At 57.1% G+C, this 20718-nt stretch carries 16 protein-coding genes and 1 rRNA gene; 10 read left to right on the top strand and 7 right to left on the bottom strand.

All coding sequences use genetic code 11. From position 1 onward, the window contains the following. Positions 1–4: 4 nt before the first annotated feature. Together rrf and KJI95_RS18025 are read left to right on the top strand one after the other, a co-directional pair. Positions 5–120 (top strand): 5S ribosomal RNA (gene rrf / locus KJI95_RS18030). Positions 121–296: 176 nt separating this feature from the next. Then, on the top strand, positions 297–1571 hold the full coding sequence (locus KJI95_RS18025) for a CinA family nicotinamide mononucleotide deamidase-related protein (RefSeq protein ID WP_214508597.1): 1275 nt from the start codon (positions 297–299) through the stop codon (positions 1569–1571). Between the two features lie 83 nt (positions 1572–1654). On the opposite strand, the gene KJI95_RS18020 is transcribed toward KJI95_RS18025, so the two are convergent. Next, entirely contained in the window at positions 1655–2188 is a 534-nt protein-coding gene (locus KJI95_RS18020) for a YceB family lipoprotein (RefSeq protein WP_214508596.1), read from the bottom strand. Beyond that, the gene (ppc, locus tag KJI95_RS18015; protein WP_214508600.1) at positions 2185–4821 is read right to left on the bottom strand and encodes a phosphoenolpyruvate carboxylase; all 2637 of its coding nucleotides are present in this window, start codon (positions 4819–4821) and stop codon (positions 2185–2187) included. Before ppc ends, KJI95_RS18020 begins: the two co-directional genes overlap by 4 nt. 711 nt (positions 4822–5532) lie before the next feature. Here ppc and argC point away from each other — a divergent pair. From argC to argH, 5 genes are all read left to right on the top strand, one after another. Then, entirely contained in the window at positions 5533–6513 is a 981-nt protein-coding gene (gene argC / locus KJI95_RS18010; protein WP_214508595.1) for an N-acetyl-gamma-glutamyl-phosphate reductase, read from the top strand. Positions 6514–6529: 16 nt separating this feature from the next. Continuing rightward, the gene (gene argB / locus KJI95_RS18005) at positions 6530–7309 is read left to right on the top strand and encodes an acetylglutamate kinase (protein WP_214508594.1); all 780 of its coding nucleotides are present in this window, start codon (positions 6530–6532) and stop codon (positions 7307–7309) included. A 10-nt stretch (positions 7310–7319) separates the two neighbouring features. Beyond that, positions 7320–8225 (top strand): ornithine carbamoyltransferase, encoded by a 906-nt coding sequence (locus KJI95_RS18000; RefSeq protein ID WP_214508593.1) that lies wholly within the window; start codon positions 7320–7322, stop codon positions 8223–8225. A 51-nt stretch (positions 8226–8276) separates the two neighbouring features. Then, on the top strand, positions 8277–9500 hold the full coding sequence (locus tag KJI95_RS17995; RefSeq protein ID WP_214508592.1) for an argininosuccinate synthase: 1224 nt from the start codon (positions 8277–8279) through the stop codon (positions 9498–9500). Positions 9501–9594: 94 nt separating this feature from the next. Further along, entirely contained in the window at positions 9595–10965 is a 1371-nt protein-coding gene (gene argH / locus KJI95_RS17990) for an argininosuccinate lyase (RefSeq protein ID WP_214508591.1), read from the top strand. Between the two features lie 82 nt (positions 10966–11047). On the opposite strand, the gene KJI95_RS17985 is transcribed toward argH, so the two are convergent. From KJI95_RS17985 to gmk, 5 genes are all read right to left on the bottom strand, one after another. Beyond that, positions 11048–12703, bottom strand: coding sequence for an AMP-binding protein (locus KJI95_RS17985; protein WP_214508590.1), 1656 nt, complete (start codon positions 12701–12703; stop codon positions 11048–11050). Between the two features lie 230 nt (positions 12704–12933). Further along, positions 12934–13317, bottom strand: a complete 384-nt coding sequence (locus KJI95_RS17980) for a RidA family protein (protein WP_214508589.1) — start codon at positions 13315–13317, stop codon at positions 12934–12936. Between the two features lie 35 nt (positions 13318–13352). Beyond that, entirely contained in the window at positions 13353–15452 is a 2100-nt protein-coding gene (gene spoT, locus KJI95_RS17975) for a bifunctional GTP diphosphokinase/guanosine-3',5'-bis pyrophosphate 3'-pyrophosphohydrolase (RefSeq protein ID WP_214508588.1), read from the bottom strand. Positions 15453–15470: 18 nt separating this feature from the next. Further along, a complete protein-coding gene (gene rpoZ, locus KJI95_RS17970; RefSeq protein ID WP_214508587.1) occupies positions 15471–15749 on the bottom strand; it encodes a DNA-directed RNA polymerase subunit omega in 279 nt (92 codons plus the stop codon). Positions 15750–15825: 76 nt separating this feature from the next. Continuing rightward, positions 15826–16449: a guanylate kinase gene (gene gmk, locus KJI95_RS17965; protein ID WP_214508586.1), complete on the bottom strand. Its 624-nt coding sequence runs from the start codon at positions 16447–16449 to the stop codon at positions 15826–15828. 175 nt (positions 16450–16624) lie between these two features. Here gmk and KJI95_RS17960 point away from each other — a divergent pair, with 175 nt between their 5' ends. The 3 genes from KJI95_RS17960 (at position 16625) to KJI95_RS17950 (ending at position 20428) form a co-directional block, all read left to right on the top strand. Next, positions 16625–18400, top strand: coding sequence for a hypothetical protein (locus KJI95_RS17960; protein ID WP_214508585.1), 1776 nt, complete (start codon positions 16625–16627; stop codon positions 18398–18400). Positions 18401–18504: 104 nt separating this feature from the next. After that, positions 18505–19368: an NTP transferase domain-containing protein gene (locus KJI95_RS17955; RefSeq protein ID WP_214508584.1), complete on the top strand. Its 864-nt coding sequence runs from the start codon at positions 18505–18507 to the stop codon at positions 19366–19368. After that, a complete protein-coding gene (locus KJI95_RS17950; protein ID WP_214508583.1) occupies positions 19361–20428 on the top strand; it encodes a phosphotransferase enzyme family protein in 1068 nt (355 codons plus the stop codon). The genes KJI95_RS17955 and KJI95_RS17950 overlap by 8 nt, the downstream gene beginning before the upstream one ends. The last annotated feature ends 290 nt before the right edge of the window (positions 20429–20718 follow it).

Here is a 20718-nt window from a genome sequence, read left to right as displayed (position 1 = left end):
TTTGCCTGGTGACATTAGTGCTGTGGTCCCACCTGATCCCATTCCGAACTCAGAAGTGAAACGCAGTCACGCCGATGGTAGTGTGGGGTCTCCCCATGTGAGAGTAGGTCATCGCCAGGCGCCAAATAGAACAAAAAGGCCACCCAACAGGGTGGCCTTTTTGCTTTTAAAGCTTCGTATCTACTCTCTTTACACCGAACCAAGGTGGCATTTTTTGCCCGCCTCTTGCCTTGTGCACTCCGCTTCCCTACCTTATAGCCAATTTTCAGCGAACGCTTTTCAGTGAAGGAGCAGGCATGAAGCTTGAGATGATTTGTACCGGTGAAGAGGTGCTCGCAGGCCAGATAGTGGACACCAATGCCGCCTGGTTCGCTAATCTGATGATGGAAAACGGCATTGAAGTGCAGCGCAGAGTAACTGTTGGCGATCGTTTGGACGATTTGATCGCCGTATTTCAGGAGCGCAGCCTGCACGCCGATGTGATTTTGGTAAATGGTGGCCTTGGGCCGACGTCAGATGACATGTCCGCTGAGGCGATGGCCAAGGCGAAGGGTGAGCCACTGGTGCTTCAGGATGCCTGGGTTGAAAGGCTTCATGACTGGTTTACCCGTAACGGCCGTGAGATGCCCAAGAGTAACCTTAAGCAGGCGATGATCCCGGCCTCGGCCGTGATGGTCGATAATCCTGTCGGCACGGCCTGTGGTTTCAGGGTGAAGCTCAATCGCGCCTGGCTGTTCTTCACCCCGGGGGTACCGTTTGAATTCAAGCAGATGGTCGAAGAGCAATTTTTACCCTTTGTGCAGCAGAGTTTTGGCAAAACCGATAATACGGCGCTCAGTAAACTGCTGACCCTCGGCCGCGGTGAGTCATCCCTTGCTGATGAGCTTGAAGCCATGAGCCTGCCTGATGGCATTACTCTGGGTTACCGCTCTTTCATGCCCTATATCGAAATCAAGGTGTTTGCCCGTGGTGACAGTGCCATTTCAGCCCTCGGCAAGGTGACAGAGCAAATCCGCCGTCAGCTCGGTAATGTGGTAGTGGCGAGCGGTAAAACCTCCCTTGAAGAAGAAATCCATGCGAGGCTTTATAACTCTGGCATGAGCCTCAGCGTGGCTGAGTCCTGCACTGGCGGCCTTATCACCAGTCAGTTGGTGGCGTTTCCCGGCAGCTCTTCCTATTTGCATCAGGGCCTGGTGACCTACAGCAATGAATCCAAGGTCAGGGTGCTTGGGGTGTCGCCGCAAACGCTGGATGATTACGGCGCTGTGTCTATTCCTACGGTTGAAGAGATGGCTCGCGGCGCCCGTGCGCTGTTAGACAGCGACTATGCGCTCGCCACCAGTGGCATAGCTGGCCCCGATGGCGGCAGCGAAGAGAAACCTGTCGGTACAGTTGCCATCGCACTTGCGACCCGTGGTGGCGTGTACAGTCAGATGATCAAACTGCCGCGCCGCTCGCGGGATCTGGTGCGTAAAATTAGTGCGGCGGTGGCCTACGACATGCTGCGCCGTGAGCTTAATGGCGAAGCCGTGGTGGTTGATTACCACAGCATTGGTCGCTTTCCTAAATAGCCGAAGCCATAATTAAGTTACTGAGCTTAAATTAAAAAGCGCGGCATAGGCCGCGCTTTTTGCGTTTAAAGCAAAAGGTTTACTCAGTTAAATTCCAGCACCAACTTGCCAGGCTTAACCGTGATTTTTTCGGTCATTTCGGCAAGCTTGCCCTGAGCCTTATCCCGGGTGTCGAGCACATATACAGGCTGACTCTCAAGATATGTGCGTACCGCCCGCATCAGCTCCGGAGTCACGCCGGTCAGCAGCTGCTTAAGCTCTGGCGGGCTCGACTCCAGCGACACCAGCTCAAGGCCTCTGAGATACACGCCATGGGCGTTTTTATCGTACCAGGGCTTGGCCTCAAAGGTGGCGGTGACGGTTGCTCTCAGTGGCACCAGCGGGGTTTTAAGCTCTGCAAGACTCGTTGCCTTTACCGCCATCGTGTCTGGCTTGTGACCGAGGGTAACTTCGACCTGATTTACCGACAGCCTGGCGCCGAGCGGGCCGGATTTGTCTTTAATCTCCAAACCGATTTCCCGGTTCAGATAAGACTCCATTTCCCGCTCGCTGATGCTGTACTGGCTGATACAGCCAGACAGCAGCACACAAGCGCCAATCAACAGCAGGCGGATCATCCGGTGTTCCTCATGCCTGCAGCCACACCGGCGATGGTCAGCATCAGCGCCAGCTGCACATGCTCCGACGGGGTTTCTTCGCGGCGGGTACGGCCCAGCAATTCGGCCTGCAGGAAGTTCAGCGGGTCGATGTAGGGGTTACGCAGGCGTACCGATTCACGGTTCCACGGGGTGTGTGCCATCAGCGAATCTTCACCGGTCAGCTGCAGCACGGCATCTATGCCAAGGGCCAGACGCTGACGCAGGGTGGTTCCCAAATGACGCAGCGGCTCAGGAACCAGACACTCTTCATAGTAGCGGGCGAGGTTAGGCTCAGCCTTGCTATACACCATTTCCAGCATCGAGATGCGGGTGTTGAAGAAGGGCCAGTCGCGTTCCATTTCTTTGAGCAGCGGCAGTTCACCGCGATCGGCTGCGGCCTTGAGCGCTTCACCGGCACCAAGCCAGGCCGGCAGCATCAAGCGGTTTTGCGACCAGGCAAAAATCCACGGGATGGCACGCAGGCTCTCGATGCCACCATCCACCCGGCGCTTGGCAGGACGGCTGCCAAGCGGAAGTTTACCCAGCTCAACCTCGGGGGTTGCGGCGCGGAAGTAAGGCACGAAATCAGGCTCATGGCGCACTATGCCGCGATAGGCATCCACTGATTCTTCGGCAATACGCTGCATGGCGTTGCGCCACTCAACTTTCGGCTCGGGGGGCGGCAACAGAGTCGCTTCGAGCACCGCCGAGGTGTACAGCGCCAGTGACTGCACCGCAAGCTTGGGCAGACCAAACTTGAAGCGGATCATCTCGCCTTGCTCGGTCACGCGGATGCGGCCATCAACGCTGCCGGGTGGCTGAGACAAAATCGCCTTGTGAGCCGGACCGCCGCCACGGCCGATGGTACCACCACGGCCATGGAACAGGGTGAGCTTGACGCCAGCCTTGTTGCAAACCTTAACCAGCTGCTCCTGCGCACTGTACTGCGCCCAGGCTGCGGCCATTACCCCAGCGTCCTTGGCGGAGTCGGAGTAACCAATCATCACTTCCTGCATGCCCTTGGTGTAACCGCGGTACCAGTCGATATCCAAAAGATCCGTGATGCAGGCGGCGGCATTGTTAAGGTCATCAAGGGTTTCAAACAGCGGTACCACCCGGATAGGGTAGTTACACCCGGCTTCTTTTAAAAGCAGCAGTACCGCCAGTACATCGGACGGGCTGCTCGCCATGGAAATCACATAAGACCCGAGCGCCCGCTGTGGCTGACGCGCCACTAGGCGGCAGGTGGCAAGCACTTCGGCCACCTCATCGGAGGGTTTCCATTGGCTTGGAATAAGCGGGCGGCGGCCGCTGAGTTCTTTAAGCAGGAAGGCTTGCTTCTCGTGTTCGCTCCAGTGGGCGTAATCGCCAAGGCCGAGATAGCGGGTCAGTTCGGCGACGGCGGCCTCGTGGCGACCGGCGTCCTGACGTATATCGAGGCGCAGCATATGGATGCCGAAACAGGCGAGGCGGCGCAGCATGTCCAGCAGCTGACCGTTGGCAATCAGGCGCATACCGCAGTCGCACAGGCTCTGATAAAGGAGCTTGAGTGGTGCTTCGAGGTCGGCCTGTTCCCAGATGATGTCATCACGCTTCATCTCGGGCTGATGACCTTCGAGGCGGGCGTTGAGAAAATCAATGGTGTTTCTGAGTTTGCAGCGCAGGGTGCGCAGCACATCGCGGTATGGCTCGCAGGAGCCCTTGGTAAAGGCCTTAAGCTCGGCGTTGGCTTCTTCCATCGACAGCTCATGCACCAGCTCGACCACGTCTTTCAGATACAGACGGGCGGCGGTGTGGCGGTTGCGGTCAAGCACCTCGGCGGTCACCTTGGCGGTCACGAATGGGTTGCCGTCACGGTCGCCGCCCATCCAGCTTGAAAAGCGTACCGGCGCCATGTCGGTCGGAATTTGGGTGCCGGTGGCCTGCTCGACCTGATCGTTAAGCTGGCGCAGAAAATCCGGCACCGCATGCCAGAGGGACGATTCAATTGTCGACAAGCCCCAGCGGGCTTCATCCACCGGAGTCGGCCGCTCGCGGCGGATTTCATTGGTGTGCCAAATCTGGGCGATAAGCTGGCGCAGGCGCAGCATCTGATTTTTATGTTCGCGCTCGGTCAGCTGCGGGTTTTCCAGATCCTGCAGGCAATCCACAATGCCAGAATATTTTTGAATAAGGGTGCGGCGGGAAATTTCAGTTGGGTGCGCGGTCAACACCAGGTCGATATCCAGCGTCTTTAGGGTCGACAGCATTTCTTTTTTGTCGACGTTGCCGCCCAGCATACGACCAAGCAGCTGCTCTACCGGATCCGGCACACACACCAGCTCATCACAGTTGCGGCTGATGGTATGAAACTGTTCGGCTATGTTGGCCAGGTTCAGAAACTGGTTAAAGGCTTTTACGAATGGCACCAGTTCTTCGTCGGGCAAGTCGCTGAGCAGGCTCAGCATTTTTTCCCTGGCGGCGGCATCTCCGCTGCGACTGTCTTTGGCCAGCAGGCGGATTTGTTCCACCTTGTCCAGAAAGGCTTCACCGAGGTGCTCTTTCATGGTGTCACCCAGAATTTGCCCCATCATGCCCACGTTGGCCCGAAGCTGGGCGTACATATCAGTCACTTTTTCGCTACCTCTTACGTCTGTCATGGTATCTCCACTCAACGAGCTACAACGAATCTCAGGCAATGCCGTTCAAGCACAATAAACAGCGATGAGGCGCGGGTCAACTGACCAAGGTCAATTGGACTGACCAATTTAAGGATTTTTCATGTTCATTTGTGATTTGTTGAAAACTTGCCGTGTAAACGACCTGTTTCAATGGTTGTATGCGATTTAACGGCGTAATTTTTGAGAAATGTTCATCAGATGAGTCTGATTGATGAATATCCACCATCAAATCACAGTAGTGACATCTCGCGCAGCTATGCTGGCGCGGGCGAAAAATACGCCAATTTCTGCAGTCCACTGAATGCATGGTTACTCAAAAAGGGCCTCAGTGGCTATTGGCCTGCAAAGCGACATAAATACGCTAAGCACAAACGCTGTTGACCCCAAGATCCCGCGAATTTTTATTCACTCAATTAAAAATATATATTCATGCATGTTGCATAAATAATGGATTGTGATAGTCTGGCACTCAGCTGGGACGAGTACCATAGCGATGGCCTCGAGGTGAGAGAGAATATGGTTAAGTTTGAGATGATATCCACTGCCAAATCTGTACACCCGCATTGGCTGCGACGATAAACCGCAGCCGGGGCGCAAGCGCACGACTCCCCCGTTCAACGACCTCAAGTATCTGTTTAATCAGTAGTAAAGAATCAGGAATCCATGAAAAAGATCGCCATCATTGGTGCCAGTGGCTATACCGGAGCGCAGCTTTGCGCACTCATCACCGCAGAATCGGCCTATGAAGTTCAGGGGCTGTATGTGTCTGAAGGCAGTGCCGATAAGGGCAAGGCGCTCTCTGAGCTTTATCCGGTATACAGTCATATCGGCCTGCGTTTAGCACCACTGACCGATGCAGCGCTCGATGCCATTGTTGCCGAGGCCGATGCCGTGGCGCTGGCCACCGAGCATTCGGTATCGCTGGAGCTGGCGGCGTATTTTTACGACCGCGGTCTTGCAGTCTTTGACTTAAGCGGCGCCTACCGTTTTGCCGATAAGTCTCAGTATCCCAAGTGGTATGGCTTTGAGCACGATTATCCCGAGGTGCTTGCCAAGGCGGTATATGGCCTGGCCGAGTGGAACGCCGACGCCATCAAGGCAACCCGCATGATTGCGGTGCCCGGCTGTTACCCGACCGCGTCGCTGACTGCGCTCAAGCCGCTTAAGGCGCTGCTGACCGATAACCGTCCGGTGATCAATGCCGTGAGTGGCGTGACCGGTGCCGGCCGTAAGGCACAGCTGCACACCAGTTTTTGCGAAGTGAGTCTCACGCCCTACGGCGTGCTCGGTCACAGACATCAGCCTGAAATCGCCAGCCAGTTGGGTCAGGAAGTGATTTTCACCCCGCACCTTGGCAACTTCAAACGCGGCATTCTGGCCACCATCACGGTGCAGCTGAAACCCGGCACCACCACCGCCGATGTCGCCGCCGCGTATCAGGTGTATGACCACAGCCCAATCGTGACTGTAAAACAGGGGCAGTTCCCCAAGGTGGATGACGTGGTGCTTACCCCCAACTGCCACCTGGGTTGGAAGTTTGACGAAGAGAGCGGCTATCTGGTGGTGGCAAGCGCCATCGATAACCTGATGAAGGGTGCTGCCAGCCAGGCGCTGCAGTGCATAAAGATTCATTTTGGCGCGTGAGATGGAGAACATCGGCATGTCAGCGAAAAAAGTATTGGTATTAAAAGTGGGCGGCGCACTGCTGCAGTGCGACATGGGTATGGCGCGCTTGATGGACACCATTTCCCAGCTGTTTGAGCAGGGCCAGCCCGTGGTGCTGGTGCATGGCGGCGGCTGTCTGGTGGACGAGCAGCTCAAGGCCAACGGCATGGAAACCGTCAAGCTCGACGGCCTGCGGGTCACACCTGCCGAGCAGATGCCGGTTATTGCCGGTGCCCTCGCCGGTACCTCCAACAAGTTGCTGCAGGGCGCAGCCGCCAAGGCCGGTGTGGTCAGCATGGGCATGAGTCTGTGCGACGGCGGTATGGTCAGCGCCGTGATTAAAGACGAGCGTCTTGGCATGGTGGGCGAAGTCAGCCCCGGCAGCGCCAAGGCGCTGGAGTTCATCCTGTCGCAGGGCTGGCTGGCGATTATCAGTTCCATCGCCATGACGGCAGATGGCGAGCTTTTGAACGTCAACGCCGATCAGGCCGCTTCTGTACTCGCCAAGTTACTCGGCGGCAAGCTGGTGCTGCTGTCGGATGTCTCCGGCGTGCTGGATGGTAAAGGCACTCTCATTCCAAGCCTCAGCCGCGCCCAGAGCGAGGAGTTGGTGAAGCTCGGTGTGATTGAAAAGGGCATGAAAGTCAAAGTGGAGGCCGCACTCGAAGTGGCCGAATGGCTGGGAGAGCCGGTACAGGTAGCCTCCTGGCGTGACAGCGAACAACTGGCCGCACTGATTAAGGGTGAGGCCGTGGGCACGCAGATACAACCTTAGGATATGAACCATGAAGCATTTGATATCGATTAACCAACTGACGCAGACGCAATTGCTGGATCTGCTTAACCTCGCCAAAGCGATTAAAGCGGAGCCAGCCAAATACTCCCGTGCCCTTGCCGGCAAAAGTGTGGTCATGCTGTTTGAGAAGCCTTCGCTTCGCACCCGCGTCAGTTTCGATATCGGTATCAATAAGCTCGGTGGTCACTGCCTGTATCTGGATCAACAAAACGGTGCGCTGGGCAAGCGCGAGTCGGTGCAGGACTTTGCCTCTAATCTGTCCTGCTGGGCCGACGCCATTGTCGCGCGCACCTTTGCCCACGAAACCGTGGAAGGGCTGGCCGAGTATGGTTCAGTGCCAGTGATTAACGCCCTGTCTGATCGCTATCACCCCTGTCAGGCGCTGGCGGACTATTTGAGTCTGGCAGAAAAGTTTGATGACCTGTCGAAGGTAAAGCTCGCCTTTGTTGGCGATGGCAACAACGTGTGTCAGTCGCTGATGTATGGCGCGGCGCTGCTCGGGGCCACCATGACAGTGATCTGCCCGCCAGGTCACTTTCCTGATGGCTTTGAAGTGCAGGAGGCGCGACGTATTGCCAAGGCCCATGGCGGCGACATAGTGTTAACCTCGGACGTTAACGATATTGCCGGCCATGATGCCATCTATACCGACACCTGGATTTCCATGGGCGACAACACCTCGCTTGCCGACATCAAGGCCAAGTTTGCCCCTTATCAGGTGAACAAGGCACTGATGGAAAAGGCCGGAGCCAGCTACTTCATGCACTGCCTGCCGGCCCACCGCGGCGTGGAAGTGACCGATGAGGTGATGGATGGCGAAGGCTCGCTCATCCTCGACCAGGCGGAAAACCGCATGCATGTGCAAAACGCAGTGCTCGTGACACTGCTGGGTTAATTCATTGATTTTAGATTAATCGGCGCCGAGTGCGCCTTCTGGGAAACTGACATGGCAATCGAAAAAAGCAAAACCGGTATCAAGAAAGTGGTGCTCGCCTATTCCGGCGGCCTGGACACCTCGGCGATCATCCCCTGGCTTAAAGAAAACTACGACAACTGCGAAATCGTGGCCTTTTGTGCCGACGTGGGGCAGGGCGAAGAAGAGCTGGTGGGCCTGACCGAGAAGGCGCTTGCCTCCGGCGCCAGCGAGTGTCACATCGTTGACCTGAAAGAAGAATTTGTAAAAGACTACATTTACCCGACCATAGCCACTGGTGCCATCTACGAAGGTACTTATCTGCTGGGTACCTCCATGGCGCGTCCTATCATCGCCAAGGCCCAGGTGGAAGTGGCCCGCAAAGTGGGCGCCGATGCCCTGTGCCACGGCTGTACCGGCAAGGGTAACGATCAGGTGCGTTTCGAAGGTTGCTTCGCCGCACTGGCGCCTGAGCTTAAAGTCATCGCCCCATGGCGTGAGTGGGATATGTCCAGCCGTGAAGATCTGCTGGCCTACCTTGCCGAGCGCAATATCAAGACCTCGGCTTCTGCCACCAAAATCTACAGCCGCGACGCCAACGCCTGGCACATCTCCCACGAAGGTGGCGAGCTGGAAGATCCATGGAACGAGCCATCCAAGCAGGTATGGACCCTGACCGCCGATCCGGAAGATGCGCCAAACAAGCCTGAATACGTGACCCTGAAGGTGGAAAATGCCCGCATCACCGCCGTTAACGGTGAGGCCATGAGCCCATATCAGGTATTGATGACCCTCAATGCCATCGCCGCACCCCACGGTGTTGGCCGTATCGACATCACCGAAAACCGCCTGGTGGGCATGAAGTCCCGTGGCTGCTACGAAACCCCCGGCGGCACCGTGATGTTTGCCGCGCTGCGTGCCGTGGAAGAGCTGGTGCTGGATAAGAGCTGCCGCGAATGGCGCGAGCAAATCGCCGCCAAGATGGCGCATCTGGTGTACGACGGCCGCTGGTTCACGCCGCTGTGCGATTCGCTGCTGGCGGCCTCTGAGTCACTGGCGACCATGGTCAACGGCGAAGTGGTCGTTAAGCTTTACAAAGGTCAGGCCATGGCGGTGCAAAAGCGCTCGCCAAACAGCCTCTACTCCGAGGCCTTCGCCACCTTCGGTGAAGACAGCGTCTACGACCAGAAGCACGCCGAAGGCTTTATCCGTCTTTACTCGCTGGCAAGTCGCATCCGCGCCTACAACAGCAAGTAAACCGGCAATAATCCAGATGGGGGCCGATGGCCCCCATTGATTTTACAAAGTTTAAGTTAGCTTTGGGGCAAACCCGGGCATAAGGAGAATCGCGATGGCCTTGTGGGGCGGCAGATTTCAGGGGCAGGCCAGTGCCCTGTTCCAACTCTTCAACGACTCTTTGCCGGTGGATTACCGCCTGTTTGTGCAGGATGTAGAGGGTTCCATCGCCTGGGCCGATGCTATCGCCAGCGTGGGTGTGCTGAATGCCGATGAGTGCAGTCGCCTTAAGGCGGCGCTGAGTGAATTACTGCTTGAGGTCGGCGAAGACGAAGCGGCCATCATCGGCAGCGGCGCCGAGGACATTCACAGTTTTGTTGAAAGCAAACTGATTGAAAAAGTGGGCGATCTCGGCAAAAAGCTCCATACCGGCCGCTCCCGCAACGATCAGGTGGCGACCGATCTCAAGCTCTGGTGTAAGGCCAGCGCCAGCGTGATTGAGACCAAACTCAAGGCCGTGATTGGCGCGCTGCTGGCCCTTGCCGGGCGTGAGCTGGACGCGGTGATGCCGGGCTACACCCATCTGCAGCGGGCGCAGCCGGTAACCTTTGGACATTGGTGTCTTGCCTATGTGGAGATGCTTGAGCGTGACTTATCGCGCCTCACTGACGCCACCGCGCGCCTCAACACCTGTCCGCTGGGCTCGGGCGCCCTTGCCGGCACTGCCTATGCCATCGACCGTCATGCACTGGCTGCGGCGCTGGGCTTTGCCAGGCCAACCCTCAACAGCCTCGATGCGGTATCCGATCGCGACCATGTGGTGGAGCTGTGCGCCGCTGCGGCTGTGTCTATGATGCACCTGTCGCGGATGGCGGAAGACATGATTTTTTTCAATACCGGCGAAGCGGCCTTTATCGAGCTTGCCGATAATGTCACCTCTGGTTCATCGCTGATGCCGCAAAAGAAAAACCCCGATGCACTCGAGCTTATCCGTGGCAAGAGTGGCCGGGTGTACGGCAATCTGGTCGGCATTCTCACCACCATGAAGGCGCTGCCGCTGGCGTACAACAAGGACATGCAGGAAGACAAAGAAGGCCTGTTTGATACCGTCGACAGCTGGGGCATTTGTCTTGATATGGCGGCGCTGGTGCTGGAAGGCGTGAAGGTTAACCGCGCCAATACCCGTCAGGCGGCCGAGCAGGGTTATGCCAACGCCACCGAGCTTGCCGATTATCTGGTGGCCAAGGGCATTCCGTTTCGCGAGGCGCACCATATAGTGGGTGAAGTCGTACTGCACGCCATCGCCAAGGGCGTGGCGCTGGAGGCCTTGCCGATTGAGAGCCTGCAGGCCTTCTCGGCGGTGATTGGTGAAGATGTGTATCCGCACCTCAGTCTCGAGCAGTGTCTTGCCAAGCGCGACGTGCTCGGCGGCACCGCCATCAAGCAGGTGCAGTCGGCGCTGGCGGCTAAACAAGCCCAGTACTGATTGCCGATTTGCTAACGAAAAAGCTCGCCGATTGGCGAGCTTTTTGACTTTATGGGCGGGTGCTTTTATCTGGCGCGCGGGCTCAGATTTCGTCTTCCCACACTACTTTGGCGCCCCGCTGGCCATCGACCTTGGCACTGAAGCGGGCTTCCAGCACGTGACGTTTAATCTTCAGGGTCGGGGTCAACACATCGTTCTCGATGGTCCAGGGCTCAGTCACCACCACCACGGCATCCACGGTTTCGTGGGATTCGAGGTTGGGGTTGATGGCATCGAGGGTGGCCTTGATGGAGGCGCGCACTTCGGCGCGGGCCTGCAACGTGGCACCAGCCGACAGCTGCACCAGCGCGATCGGGTGCGGCAGGCCCGAGCCAATTACGCAAATCAGCTCAAGGTGTGGATCCTGGGCGAGCTTGCGCTCGATGGGCACAGGCGCCACATACTTGCCCTTGGAAGTCTTGAAGTTGTCTTTCACCCGGCCTGTGATGCTGATACAGCCATCGGCGTCGATGGAGCACAAATCACCGGTGTGGAAGAAGCCATCTTCATCGAAGGCGGCGGCGGTGGCTTCATCCTGCAGATAGTAACCACTCATCAGGCCGGGGCTCTTTACCAGCAGCTCGCCATCTTCACCGCGGCGCACCTGGCAGCCAACGATGGGCTTGCCTACAGTACCGATTTTGCTGGCATCAAACGGATGATTGATGATGGAGTAGGCGCAGTTTTCGGTCATGCCCCAGGCTTCGCAAATGTTAAGCCCAATGCTGTGGTACCAGCGCAGCAGCGCCGGCGGGATAGGTGCCGAACCTGAACCCAGCAGGCGGCACTTATCAAGGCCTAATCCCTTGTGGATCTTGCGCTTAACCAAATAGCTGATAAGCGGCAGCTTGAGCAGGAAGTTAAGCTTGTCGTAACCCACCTTGTCGATGATGTTTTTCTGGAACAGGGTCCAGAGTCTTGGCACCGAGAAGAATACCGTTGGGCGCATGCGCTGCACGTCGGCGACGAAGGTATCCAGGCTTTCGACAAAGGCAACCGTGCTGCCGGAATAGAAAGAGGAGCCTTCGATGGCGACCCGCTCGGTGATGTGGGCGAGCGGCAGGTAAGACAGCAGGCGGTCTTCACCATCGGTTTTCAAATCGCGCACCACGGCGCCGCAGGTCCAGCCGTAGCTGCCGAAGGTTTGGATTGCGCCCTTGGGATTGCCGGTGGAGCCTGAGGTGTAAATCAGGGTCATGATATCGTCGGCCTGGGGCGTGCGCGCCTCGGTGAGCGGCTGACCCATACTGAGCAGTTGCTCCCAGCCGTATTGGGTTGGCATGGTGTCGTAGGGGAAGGCCATGCGCAGTATGCTGCCGCCTACGCCCGCTTCCTGATCGGCCCAGTGATCCAGCTTACCGATAAAAATGGCTTTGGCGCCGCTGTGCTCAAGCACATAGCGGATAGTGTCGGCATTGGCCGTAGGATAAATCGGCACGCTGATATAGCCGCCATGCATCAGCGCCAGGTCGGTAATAAACCACTCGGCACAGTTCTTTGACAGGATCGCGACCTTGTCACCGGGGCTGAGACCAAGATGGCGCAGCGAGCCCGCCAGTTGCTCCATTTTGCGTTTTACGTCCCGCCAGCTGAAATCGCGGTATTGGCCATTCACCGGCTGGCGCAAATAGATTTTGTCACCCTGAGTGTCGACCCAGTGATTAAGCATCTCGACAGGCGTCTTGAATGTGGATTGCATGGCTACTTCCATCTTGTTTGTTCTGATTTTTTACGTCTGAGCGGGTTCAAACGCGTGTTTGATAGCCAGTATGTCGGCTTTTGCGACACCCGGCAAATGATTTAGCTGTGGTCAGATGTTGCTGGATTGTATTTGGCTTTTGGTCTTGGCTTTGCCGCCAGAGCTGCTGGTGGGCGAGGGCGCAAAAATGCAAAAAGGCGCCGCAGCGCCTTTAAGATGGGGTGATGGACTTACAGCTCCATCACGCCGTCCATTTCAACCTGCGAGCCACGTGGCAGCTCTTTTACGCCGATGGCGGCGCGTGCTGGGTATGGCTGGCTGAAGTAGCGACCCATGATCTCGTTGACCTTGGCAAAGTTCGACAGGTCGGTGAGGAAGATGTTCAGTTTGACTATGTCGGCAAAGCTGCCGCCGGCGGCTTCGCACACGGCCTTGAGGTTTTCAAATACCTGCACAGTCTGGGCTTCAAAGTCATCACCAACCAGGGTCATGCTGACCGGATCCAGCGGGATCTGGCCTGAAAGATACACGGTTGAGCCTACTTTCACTGCCTGTGAATAGGTGCCGATGGCGGCGGGGGCTTTGTCGGTGGCGATGATGATTTTTTCTGCCATGGTGGTGCTTCCTTTGAATTAGCGTTTGCCGGCCATCAACGGTTACGGGAGGTGCGCAGCACTTCGGGCAGTACCCTGATGCGGCGCATCACGTTGGCCAGGTGGATACGATCGCGTACCGAAATGCGCAGGTTGATCAGGTACACCCGACCGTCGCGCTCCTCGGTACTGAGGTTATGAATGTTGGAGCCTTCGCTGGCGATGATCGAGGTGATCTTGGCCAGTGCGCCCTGATGGTTAACAATTTCCACCCGCAGATTGGCCTGATACTCGACGCCGTCGACCTTGTCCCACTGCACCGGAATGTATTTGTCCGGCTCGCCCTGATACCCACGGATATTGGCGCAGTTTTCCATGTGCACCACCAGACCCTTGCCCGGACTCACGTGGGCAATCACCGCATCGCCGGGGATAGGGTGGCAGCACTTGGCAAATGATACCAGCATGCCTTCGGCGCCGCGGATTGGCATCAGATTTGACTCGCCACGGCTCTCGGGCACTGTGTCGCCAAGCAGACGCTGGGCTATGACTATGCTCATGGCATTGCCAAGGCCGATGTCGGTCAGCAGGTGGTTCAAATCCTTGTGCTTGGTTTCAACTATGACCTTGTCGAGCTGCTCTTTGCTGATGTCATCGAGGCGCACATCGCCAAGGGCGTGATTGAGCAGACGACGGCCCAGAGCAATGGCTTCATCCTGCTTGAGATTCTTCAGCACCTGACGGATTTTGGCGCGGGCTTTGCCGGTGACCACAAAGTTGAGCCAGGCGGCATTGGGCTTGGCGCCTTTAGCCGTAATAATTTCTACAGTCTGGCCGGAAATCAGCGGTTGGCTGAGCGGATAAGCCTGACGGTTTACCCGTGCGCCCACGCAGGTGTTGCCCACGTCGGTATGCACTTCGTAGGCGAAGTCCACCGCGGTGGCGCCCACCGGCAACTCGAGAATGCGCCCTTCGGGGGTAAACACGTAAATTTCGTCGGGGAAGAGCTCGGTCTTAACGTTTTCAACGAATTCGAACGAGGAGCTGGCGCTTTGCTGCAGCTCAAGCAGGCTTTGCATCCACTTGCGGGCGCGCACTTGGGTGGTGGTGCCCGGTGTTTCGCTGCCACCTTTGTATACCCAGTGGGCCGCAACCCCTTTGTCGGCCATCTGATCCATGTCTTCGGTACGGATCTGCACCTCGACCGGCACCCCGTGGGGGCCAAACAGCGAGGTGTGCAGCGACTGATAACCGTTGGCTTTGGGAATGGCGATGTAATCTTTAAAGCGGCCGGGGCGGGGCTTGTACAGGCCATGCATGGCGCCAAGCACCCGATAGCAGGTGTCTATGCAGTCGACGATAACGCGAAAGGCATAGATATCCATCACTTCCTGGAATTGCAGCTCTTTGCCGCGCATCTTGTTGTAGATGGAATAGAGGTTCTTTTCGCGGCCTTTGACCTTGCCGGGAATACCGGTTTCATCGAGTCTGGCCTCGATGGCGGATTCGATATTGGCGATAAGCTCTTTGCGATTGCCGCGCGCGGCCTTGACCACTTCTTTGAGCACCCGGTAGCGCATCGGGTAATAGGCCTGAAAACCCAAATCTTCCAGCTCAGTCTTGATATTGTGAATACCCAGACGGTTGGCGATGGGGGCGTAAATTTCCAGGGTTTCGCGGGCGATGCGGCGACGTTTGTCGGGGCGCAGGGCGCCGAGGGTGCGCATATTGTGGGTGCGGTCAGCCAGCTTGATGAGAATAACCCGGATATCCTGGGTCATGGCCATCATCATTTTGCGGAAGTTTTCCGCCTGGGCTTCTTTTTTGTCGCGGAATTTGAGCTTGTCGAGCTTGGAGACACCCTCAACCAAATCCGCCACCGAACTGCCAAACAGCTCGGTTAAATCGTCTTTGGTGACCTGGGTGTCTTCAATGGTGTCGTGCAGCAGGGCGGCCATCAGGGTCTCGTGATCGAGACGCATGTCGGCCAAAATCTTGGCTACCGCCACCGGATGGGTGATATAGGGTTCACCACTGGTGCGCATCTGCCCTTCATGGGCATCGCGGGCAACCTGATAAGCCTGTTTGAGTAATGCCACTTGGCCGCTGTCGAGGTAAGCGGAAGCTGATTCCTTAAGACCTTCAAACAGATACAAGTGGCATACCTCCGGATATTACAGTGAGCGACCTTCTGCGATAGCAGCAACGGCGGCGATTTCAGCGGCTTCGCGCTCACGCACGCTCTGACGCTCATCGGCATCCAGAGTGCTGGAATTCACCAGGCCTTTCTCGATTTCGCGCAGGGCGATAACGGTTGGCTTGTCATTTTGCTCTTCCACCATGGGGTCTTTGCCCTGAACGGCAATTTGACGGGCGCGGCGGGCCGCAACCAGGATCATGTCAAAACGGTTGCCGATCTGCTTAACGGCGTCTTCTACAGTTACGCGAGCCATGTAACGGAACTCCCAAATTAGCCGGCTTAACCACCGGTCCAGTGAAAAAATGACGCAAAAGTGTACACTAAGGCAGTTAGTCTGCCAACAGACCTTTAAGCATATCACTGTGGGTGCGGGCTTGACCAGCTAAGGTTAAGCGCCCGGCGCGGATGATAGCCCGAAGATCGGCGAGCGCTTCATCAAAATTATCGTTCACGATAACATATTCATATTCATTGAAGTGGGACATTTCCGACACCGCCTGTGCCATGCGTGAGGCGATGACTTCGGCGCTGTCCTGACCACGACCCACCAGACGGCGCTCCAGCTCCTCGCGACTTGGGGGCAGAATAAAAATGCCCTGAGCCTCTGGCATCAGTTTTTTCACCTGCTGCGCGCCCTGCCAGTCGATATCGAGAAACACGTCGATGCCGCGCTCCAGGGTGTCCTGCACGGTGAGCCGCGAGGTGCCGTAAAAGTTGCCAAATACCTCGGCCCATTCAAAAAAGGCGTTCTGGTCGATAAGCGCTTTAAACTGGTCGACGCTGACAAAGTGATAATGCACGCCGTTTTCTTCGCCCGGACGCGGGTTGCGGGTGGTGTGCGACACTGACACCTGCATGTCGGCGGGTTTATCTTTCAGCAGCGCTGAAATCAGAGAAGATTTACCGGCGCCGCTCGGTGCCGACACTATGTAGAGGTTTCCGCGCTTGCTCATCGATGGGCCTTTCGCTTGTGCTGAGCCCTTAAGTTTGGCCAGCTGAAATGGACATTTAGCCCACTATTATATTCTTGCTGCTGGCATCTGCGCCAGTTGCAGCGTGTTAACGCTGACAATCGGGCAAAATTTGGATAGGCTGCGAGCATTAACGACTGATTTCTTGAGGTTCACCTTGAAGCTTGGCAGCTTTTTCAGTTTGGATGGATTCGATAACGGTCGGCGTACCGGTGCCATAGGATTGGTGACTTACACGGCCCCCGGCTTGTTGGCCGTTCTTTTTGGTGCCGGTCATTGGCTGTGGCTTCCCGGTCTGGTGCTTGGCGCTGTGTTTGGGCTGTCGCTTAAACGTCGCTGCCGCGATGCGGTGCGTCCCCGCGGTTATCTGGTGGCGGCGCTTGCGCCCTTGCCGCTGTGGCTGCTGTGTCTTGCCTTTGGCTGGAACCTGGCCTTTGCGCTGGTGTGCTTTGCCATGGGGCTTGCCGTTACCCTGCTGATGGCCGTGCTGCCATCAAGGCCGGTGAAGGAGTATGACGAAGGCTTCTGGCATCCCAAAATGCCGGCAAAGGAGCCTGTGCTGCCACGGCGCGAGCCGGTGCTAAGTGAATCAGAAGATTCTGAGTATGCTTCAGAGGGCGACGAGGCTGAACGCGACGACGACTGGGATGAGCGCGATGACGACAGGGATGAAAGCGCAGACGATAGTCAGCATCAGCCCAGCCACCGCCGTGATGCGAATGCCGAAGATGGTTATCCTGACGGCCGTGACTTGGAACGTCGTGGTGCAAAAGCGCTTGATCAAATAAGGCATGATGCGGACGACGCCGCTGCCGATGCTGAAGCTTCTCAGTACAGCGACGACAGGCGCGGGTATGGCGCATCGGCTGCGCATGTTCACTCAGATGAGCGTGTTAAGCCGCAGGCATCTGCCTATCAGGCGGCTCGCGAACCCTGGCGCCCTGAAACAAGGGAGTCTGCTCGCCGCCAACATCGCGATGACTATGATGGGCTGGTTTATGGCCAGGGCTTAGATCAGAGCTTAGATCAGCGCTGGGATCAGGGCCCGGTTCAAAGCCAGAGTCAGGGCCTGGCCGCCGACGGTGGGCCCGGTGGCCGCTTCCTGTCTGCCAAAGACGACGATTTTGGGCTGGTGGCCGAGCCGCGCGTTCGGCGCACCGACGAGCCGCGTCCGTCACTGCGTGACTCAGCCGGCGGTATGGTCAGCAAGGTCAAGGGCTTGTGGCCCTTCGGCAAGAAGGCCGATGACGAAGTTTATTCGGGCGGTAACGCGTATTCGGGCGGTAAAGACGGGCAGCGGGATGAACCCACTTGGCAACCCTTTGCCGGCGATGAGACTGAGCCGCAGCCAGGAGCGGTAAAAGAGCGCACCTGGAGTGACGCCTTTAACGGTGAAGGTTCGCTCGAAGTGCTGATGGAAGCGATTTATTTCCATCTCAAGCGCTGGTGGCGCTTTTACCTCTCCGGCGCCGCTGCCGCGCTGGTGATTGCCGGTGGCAGCTGGCTGACACTGCGGATATCCCAGGCGCCGGATGAGGCGCCCAAGGTGGCAGAGACTGAAACACCCGATGTGCAGGTAAGCAGCGTAACGCTGGAGTCCGGGGTAACCCTGAAACTTGAAGGGGAAGCGCTGATCCTTGGCTGGTCAGGGCAAATCACCGATGCTGCGACCCTGTGGTCGCTGGCGAGCGGCGAGGGCGACCGTTACTGTGCTACCGCACTCTTTAACAACGGCAATCGCTATCGTCCGCTTACTGTTACCTCGGCAAACGGCATGCGCGAGGCGCGTTTCTCGCCGCTGGATACCCAGGCGATAGTGAAGGACCTGGCGCTGCGTGGAAACGTGCAGCTGTGCGGTCAGGCCTTTGGCCTCAAAGGCAGCCAGGCTGTGATTGAAAGCAACGCCCGATTTGCGGCGCTGCTCACACCCTGATATCGACACTGGCCGCAGGGGGCGAGGGTGGCGTACACTCTCGCCTCAGTTCTTTTGGCCCCTGATGTTGGTCTCCTGACATTGACACCTATGCATTGACTCCTATGACAGACCTTACTCTGGTAATACTCGCAGCCGGTTTTGGCAGTCGCTTCGGCGGCAATAAGCAGCTTGCAGCCCTCGGGCCCGATGGCGAAACCATGTTGGAGCTTTCAATTGAAAGCGCCATCAAGGCCGGATTTTCCCGCGCTGTGCTGGTCATCCGCCCCGAAATCGAGCAGGAGATGAAGGCGAGGCTCGCGCGGCTGCCTGCAAATTTTCAGGTCGATTACTGCTTTCAGTGCATGGATGATTTGCCGGTTGCGGCTGAGGCGATCCCTTCGCTGCTCGCAGGAAGGCAAAAGCCCTGGGGCACGGCCCATGCACTCTATTGTGCCCGGGATTTACTGGCTGGCCCCTTTGCAGTGATCACCGCCGATGACTATTACGGCGATGATGCGTTTGTCCAAATGGCCCGCGGCCTTGGTCGCGGCGGCTGGTTGATGGTGGCCTATCCGTTGGCGGCGACCCTGTCGGAGCATGGCGGCGTTAATCGTGGCATCTGCGCCGTTGAGGCAGGGCTTTTAAAGCAAGTTAAGGAATTCACAGAGATTTCACAAACAGAGCAGGGGCTTTGTGGCCTGTTCGAAGGGGAGCGTTTGCCGCTTGACGCCGCTGTGCCTGTGTCCATGACCCTGTGGGGATTTGATGACAGCGTTGTCAGCAAGGTGAAAGAAGCGTTAATATCCTTTCTTTTTGCATCGCCTTCTGCTCGGGAGGAATGTTATCTTCCCCACGTGGTGCAGTCCTGTATCGACCGGGGTCAAGAGGTTCGGGTAGAAACCGCCCAAGGGGAATGGCTGGGGGTAACCTATGCCGAGGACGCTCCACGGGTAAAATCAAGATTGATGGAGTTATTGCGTGATTGAAACTATCCGGCAGCAGGTTCTGCCCCACTATGGATTGGAAGGCAGTGCTGCCAAGATTGCCCCGCTGGGCAATGGCCATATCAACGACACATATCTGGTGTCGTGGGACGAAGGCAACATGGTGTTGCAAAAGCTCAACACTGACGTGTTCAAGACTCCCTGGACGCTGGTCGAAAACGCCGGTCTTATCAGCCAGCATCTGGGGGAAAAAGAAGGCGCCGAGTACGGCCTTAAGGTCGTCAGCCCCAAGGTAACTGCCGAGGGCGAGCTGGCGGTGGATCTGGGTGAAGCCGGTTTCTGGCGCGCGATTCGTTATCTTAAGCATTCAAGCAGCATCGAGGTGGTTGGCAATGAAGAGCAGGCCGAGCAGGCTGCCCGCGCCTTTGGCCACTTTGCCCGCGCCCTGTGCGATTTTGATGCCGCCCAGATTGGCGATGTGATCCCAAAATTCCACTTTCTGCCGGGCCGGATCGCCGCCCTCGAGCAGGCCGTGCGCGACAATAAGGCCGGTCGTCTCGATGGTTGCCGCGACTGGGTCGATTTTGCCCTGAGCCAGCAGGGGCTTTTGGATGAGCTTGCCGAGCTTGAGCCTAAGCTGCCGCTGCGTGTTTGCCATAACGACACCAAAATCAACAACATGCTTTTTGATAAGCGTGATGATTCTGCCATGGCCATCATCGATCTGGACACCTGCATGAAGGGCCATCTGATGTACGACTTTGGCGACATGGTGCGTACCTTTACCTCGCCCGAAGCCGAAGACAGCACCAATCTTGACCGCGTGCAGGTGCGTCCGGCGATTTTTGCCGCCATTTGCCGCGGCTATCTGGCTGAGCTGGGTGATGTGATGCAGGAGTCCGAGCGCAGCAGCCTCTGGCTTGGTGCCCGCATTATGTGCCTGATGATTGGCATTCGCTTCCTGACCGATCACCTCAATGGCGATGTGTATTTCCATGTGCACCGCGAAGGTCACAACCTCGACCGCGCCGCCAATCAGTTTACCCTGTATCGCAGCCTGCTGACCCAGGCCGATGAGCTGAAAGCCTGCGTCGGCTGCTAAGCGCTCCAAAGCTTAACAAACACCACCTGCGGGTGGTGTTTGCATTTTGTAGCTGAACAACTGCCTGAACGAAACAAAAGCCGAAAAGCTGGGCTGAGCAAAATCTTGCCTAGTCGCAACCAGTGCTGGTGAGGTCAGTTGGCTTTAGCCTTGCGTTTCAATGCAGACTCAGCCCCAGATCCACATCCGATTCAGACTCATGCTCATCCCCGAGGCAGACACAGACTCAGCTTGTTGATTACGCTGGTGCTGAATGCGCTGCGTTCTTTGATGTTGGCTGCTCGCTGCTG

Source organism: Shewanella jiangmenensis, from assembly GCF_018596335.1.
Taxonomy (GTDB): Bacteria; Pseudomonadota; Gammaproteobacteria; order Enterobacterales; family Shewanellaceae; genus Shewanella; species Shewanella jiangmenensis.
The sequence above is the reverse complement of the archived record's forward strand: the minus strand, read 5'-3'. Positions and strand labels throughout refer to the sequence as shown.

Excerpts from the sequence above, each read along its gene's own strand:
- KJI95_RS17955 (WP_214508584.1), top strand. The coding sequence starts at position 18,505 with ATGACAGACCTTACTCTGGTAATACTCGCAGCCGGTTTTGGCAGTCGC.
- gmk (WP_214508586.1), bottom strand. The coding sequence starts at position 16,449 with ATGAGCAAGCGCGGAAACCTCTACATAGTGTCGGCACCGAGCGGCGCC.
- KJI95_RS18025 (WP_214508597.1), top strand. The coding sequence starts at position 297 with ATGAAGCTTGAGATGATTTGTACCGGTGAAGAGGTGCTCGCAGGCCAG.
- rpoZ (WP_214508587.1), bottom strand. The coding sequence starts at position 15,749 with ATGGCTCGCGTAACTGTAGAAGACGCCGTTAAGCAGATCGGCAACCGT.
- KJI95_RS18020 (WP_214508596.1), bottom strand. The coding sequence starts at position 2,188 with ATGATCCGCCTGCTGTTGATTGGCGCTTGTGTGCTGCTGTCTGGCTGT.
- KJI95_RS17980 (WP_214508589.1), bottom strand. The coding sequence starts at position 13,317 with ATGGCAGAAAAAATCATCATCGCCACCGACAAAGCCCCCGCCGCCATC.
- argC (WP_214508595.1), top strand. The coding sequence starts at position 5,533 with ATGAAAAAGATCGCCATCATTGGTGCCAGTGGCTATACCGGAGCGCAG.
- argH (WP_214508591.1), top strand. The coding sequence starts at position 9,595 with ATGGCCTTGTGGGGCGGCAGATTTCAGGGGCAGGCCAGTGCCCTGTTC.
- KJI95_RS18000 (WP_214508593.1), top strand. The coding sequence starts at position 7,320 with ATGAAGCATTTGATATCGATTAACCAACTGACGCAGACGCAATTGCTG.
- argB (WP_214508594.1), top strand. The coding sequence starts at position 6,530 with ATGTCAGCGAAAAAAGTATTGGTATTAAAAGTGGGCGGCGCACTGCTG.
- KJI95_RS17995 (WP_214508592.1), top strand. The coding sequence starts at position 8,277 with ATGGCAATCGAAAAAAGCAAAACCGGTATCAAGAAAGTGGTGCTCGCC.
- KJI95_RS17985 (WP_214508590.1), bottom strand. The coding sequence starts at position 12,703 with ATGCAATCCACATTCAAGACGCCTGTCGAGATGCTTAATCACTGGGTC.